Below are 3,799 nucleotides of genomic sequence, written 5' to 3'. Positions count from 1 at the left end.
GGGCCGGGCTGAATGGGCCGTCGACCGTACGGGGGAGGGGCGTCCCGGTGACGGCATCTGCCCCGTGTACAGGCGGTAGCGTGGGTGCCATGGGCCACGAAGACACCACCCCGACCACCGTCACAGACTCCCCGGAAGACACTTCAGCAGACACCTCCACCGTGTTCACCGTCGACCAGATCCGGCGGTCCGAAGAACCCCTGCTCCATGACCAGGTCAGACCCGATGAACTCATGCAGTCCGCGGCATCCGCAGTCGCTGCCGCCGCCAGACTGATCATGCGACAGTGCCCACCGGTGAAGGACGCCGCACGTGTCCTGCTCGCAGTCGGCTCCGGAGGCAACGGAGGAGACGCCCTGTATGCGGGACGTGACCTCCTTGCAGGAGGACACCAGGTGGACGCCGTACTGCTCGGACGGGACCGACACACCGGGGATGTCCGCGTCCACGACCGGGCCCTCGAGGCGTTCATGGAGGCCGGCGGACACGTCATCGGCTACGCGGACCTGTGGACACGGCGTCCCTGCCCCTACCGCCTGCTCATCGACGGGGTCCTGGGGACTGGTGGGTCCGGGGGAGTGGATCCCCGGACCGCCACCGTCCTCGATTTCGCCGGTAGACGGTTGATTCCCCTGCTGTCCGTCGACGTCCCCTCGGGTACGGACGCGGACACCGGCGCTGACCCCGGGCCCGTCGAAGTCACCGATCCACTGGACGGGCATACCGACCGTGTTCCCGCCCATGCCGTCGCCGATGTCACCGTGACCTTCGGAGGCTGGCGCCGGGTCCACGCCGTCAACCCGCACTGTGGGCAGGTGCTGCTCGCAGACCCGTCACTGGATTCGGGACGGTCGATCGGCGGTGAACTGCAGAAGCTCGACGCCTGGTGGAGCGGAAAGCCGGGTGTCCACATCGGCTTCGCTGCCGTGGAGCCCGTGCCCGACCGTCGCGGGCCGACACCGGCCACCGGTGTGGGAGGCTACCTCGACACGCACGGTGACACGCACGGTGACGGGCACACCTCACCCCTGCTGTCACCCGGCCTGAAGGCGACAGGTCTCTCCGGGCCGACGGAACCGGGTCCGGACGACGACAAGTACACCGGCGGCGTCGTCGGGATCTGTGCAGGATCAGACAGATATCCGGGCGCTGCGGTCCTGGCGACGACCGGGGCTGTACGGGCGACCAGTGCCATGGTCCGCTACGTCGGGACCGGTGCCGCAGAAGTGCTCCGCGCCACTCCCGAGGTCATTGTCTCACCGACCGTGGAGGAGACCGGCCGGGTGCAGGCGTGGGTCGTCGGTCCCGGACGGGGAACCGGGGACGAGGCCGCCGCGGAGCTCGCGGAGCTGCTGGGACGGCAGGAACCCGTGCTCGTCGACGCTGACGCCCTCACACTGCTGGCCGCGCACCCGGACCTGCGTGAGGCACTGATCGCCAGGTCGCCCGGGGACTACTTCCGGGGAGGAACCGACCGCCAGACCCTGCTGACCCCCCACGCCGGGGAGTTCCGCAGACTGGCGGCAGCAGTCAACAGGTCTCTGCCCCGGGGGGTTGAGCCGGTACCTGACCCCTCCGAGGGGCGCATCGTGGCAGCAGTCGCCCTGTCACGGGTGATGCACTGTTCGCTGCTGCTCAAGGGCAGGAACACCGTGGTGGTCGACCGGGCGGTCCCCGCGTCGACCGGAGCGGCACCGTGCATCCGGGTGACATGTGTCGACGCCGGGACGTCGTGGGGGGCGACTCCGGGTTCCGGGGATGTGCTGTCCGGGATCACCGGGGCGCTGATGGCGGCCAGCGCCGCGCAGCTGCCCGGTGAGGTCTTCTCTGCCGGTGAGGCGGCGGCACTTCATGCCTCGGCCGCCGCGGTGGCCGCGGAGACTACCGAGGGTTACGCCCCGACGTCGGCGTCGAAGATCGCGGACGCCGTGCCGCGGGCCTGGGCGCGCAGTGGACCGCCGTCGAGGTCACGCCGACGGGTGAGGTGAAGTGAGAGCCGGTGAAGGGGGAACCGGTGAGGACAGCCCGTCGGGGGACGGTTCCGGTCAGTTCACACACATGGGGCCGTCGGTGCCGGCGGAGATGGGTGCCTGCCGGTCCGTCGTGCCGTCCGTGGTTCCGGGCGTTCCTACGGCGTCCTCCGAGCTGGTCGTTCCACCGGTGGTTCCCGTGGTACCGGGGCCGTCGGATCCGGACAGGGTCCGGGTGTCGTCTGCGGTGTCTCCGGGGCCGTCGTAGGTGCCGGACAGGGTGACGCTGATCTGACCGGGTGCCAGGCTGGCATCCTCCACGACCTCGAGGCCACCCAGTTTGCGAGCCAGGTCGCGGGCGGCGGGGTCCGAGGCGTCGGCGACGTTGACCTGGCTCTCGGAGACCCCGGTCTCGGTGTGGTTCCCGACTTCACCGACCGTGAACCCGGCGCCGGCGACCAGGTCACCGACGCGGGTCGCCAGACCGTCGACATTGCCCGCGTTGAGCACCGAGACCGTGGACTCGGCGGGATCGTAGTCAGGGATTTCCTCTTCCGGTGCGGCGGAGGTCTCCGTGGCACCGGACCCGTCGTCACCGAGGAGGGTACGGAAGAAGGCGTGGACCTGGTCGGGATTCACCGTCACCACCGATTCTCCGTAGTCGCCGGTTCCGTCGATGCTGGTGACAGGAATGGTCTGGAAGGTGACGTTGCCCCCGGAGAGGTTCTGCATCTGGGTTGCCAGCCCCATGATGTCCCAGCCTGAGTCGATGGTGACCGACCGTGACACCGCGTCGTTGAGTTTTCCCAGCTGACCGGGGTCGGACAGGGTCCGGGCGCTGAGGATCTTGTTCGCCAGGCTGGCCAGGTACGCCTGCTGGCGGGTGATCCGGTCCAGGTCCCCGCGGGGCAGGTCGTGGCGCTGCCTGACGAAACTCAGGGCGTCTCTGCCGTCAAGTGTCTGTCGTCCCGCCGGGAACTTGGCCCCTGACAGGGGTTCGTCGACAGGGTTGTTGAGACATACATCCACACCCCCGACTGCGTCGGTGAGCAGGACGAACCCCAGGAGACCGACCTCTGCGTAATGGTCCACACTGATTCCGGTGAGGTTGGCGATGGAGCTCACGAGGGCCTCCCTGCCGGCCTGCACCGCTTCCGAGCTGATCCGGGCCTCGTCGGGGGTCTCTCCGGCGGCCGCGGCCTTCTCCGTCAGTTCCTGCTCCCGGTAGAACTTCGTACTGCCGTAGACAGAGTTCAGTTTGACGTTGCCGAGTTCCTCGCCACCGTTGACGTAGGTGTCCCGGGGCAGGGAGACGGCGGTCGCGGAGGAACCGTCGTTGGGGATCCGGATGAGGATCATTGTGTCGGTGCTGGTGGTCTCCTCCTCACCTGCCCGCAGCATGTCAATCTCATCCTGTGACAGGGGGTTGCCCTTGGCGTCCGTGCGGGAGTCGATGCCGACGAGCAGGATGTCGGTGGCCCCGTCGGCCTGGTTCCCCAGGTCGAGCCCGCCGGTGGTCGCCAGGTTCCCCGAGAGTCTTCCCACCGCGGAGTACGCGTATCCGCCGCCGACGAGAAGGATCACGGCCAGGACGCTGAGGACGACCTTGACCGGTGTGGAACCGAGCTGACGGTGGTCGTGCGGACCGGAGGACCGCTTCGCCGTCCCGGCCGCCCGTCGCCGGGCGCGGCGGGGACGGTCCGCGGGGGAGGACGCTGCGGCGCCGACAGACGCGGGGACCGCTGCCCTGTCTCCTGTCCTGTCTCCCGCCCTGCGCGGGGTGCCGCGGCGGGAGCTGCGGGGAAGGCGTGGCGTGCCCGGGGTGCCGG

At 69.4% G+C, this 3,799-nt stretch carries 2 protein-coding genes; one reads left to right on the top strand and one right to left on the bottom strand.

All coding sequences use genetic code 11. From position 1 onward, the window contains the following. Positions 1-89 precede the first annotated feature (89 nt). Positions 90-1,988 (top strand): bifunctional ADP-dependent NAD(P)H-hydrate dehydratase/NAD(P)H-hydrate epimerase, encoded by a 1,899-nt coding sequence (locus E0E18_RS13675; RefSeq protein WP_130841901.1) that lies wholly within the window; start codon positions 90-92, stop codon positions 1,986-1,988. A 57-nt stretch (positions 1,989-2,045) separates the two neighbouring features. Here the strand turns inward: E0E18_RS13675 and E0E18_RS13670 are convergent, their stop codons facing one another. Then, a complete protein-coding gene (locus E0E18_RS13670; protein ID WP_261796809.1) occupies positions 2,046-3,554 on the bottom strand; it encodes an LCP family protein in 1,509 nt (502 codons plus the stop codon). Positions 3,555-3,799: the final 245 nt, after the last annotated feature.

The organism is Corynebacterium neomassiliense (assembly GCF_900626215.1).
Taxonomy (GTDB): domain Bacteria; phylum Actinomycetota; class Actinomycetes; order Mycobacteriales; family Mycobacteriaceae; genus Corynebacterium; species Corynebacterium neomassiliense.
The sequence above is the reverse complement of the archived record's forward strand: the minus strand, read 5'-3'. Positions and strand labels throughout refer to the sequence as shown.

Coding starts and splice junctions, on each gene's coding strand:
- E0E18_RS13675 (WP_130841901.1), top strand. CDS start 90: ATGGGCCACGAAGACACCACCCCGACCACCGTCACAGACTCCCCGGAA.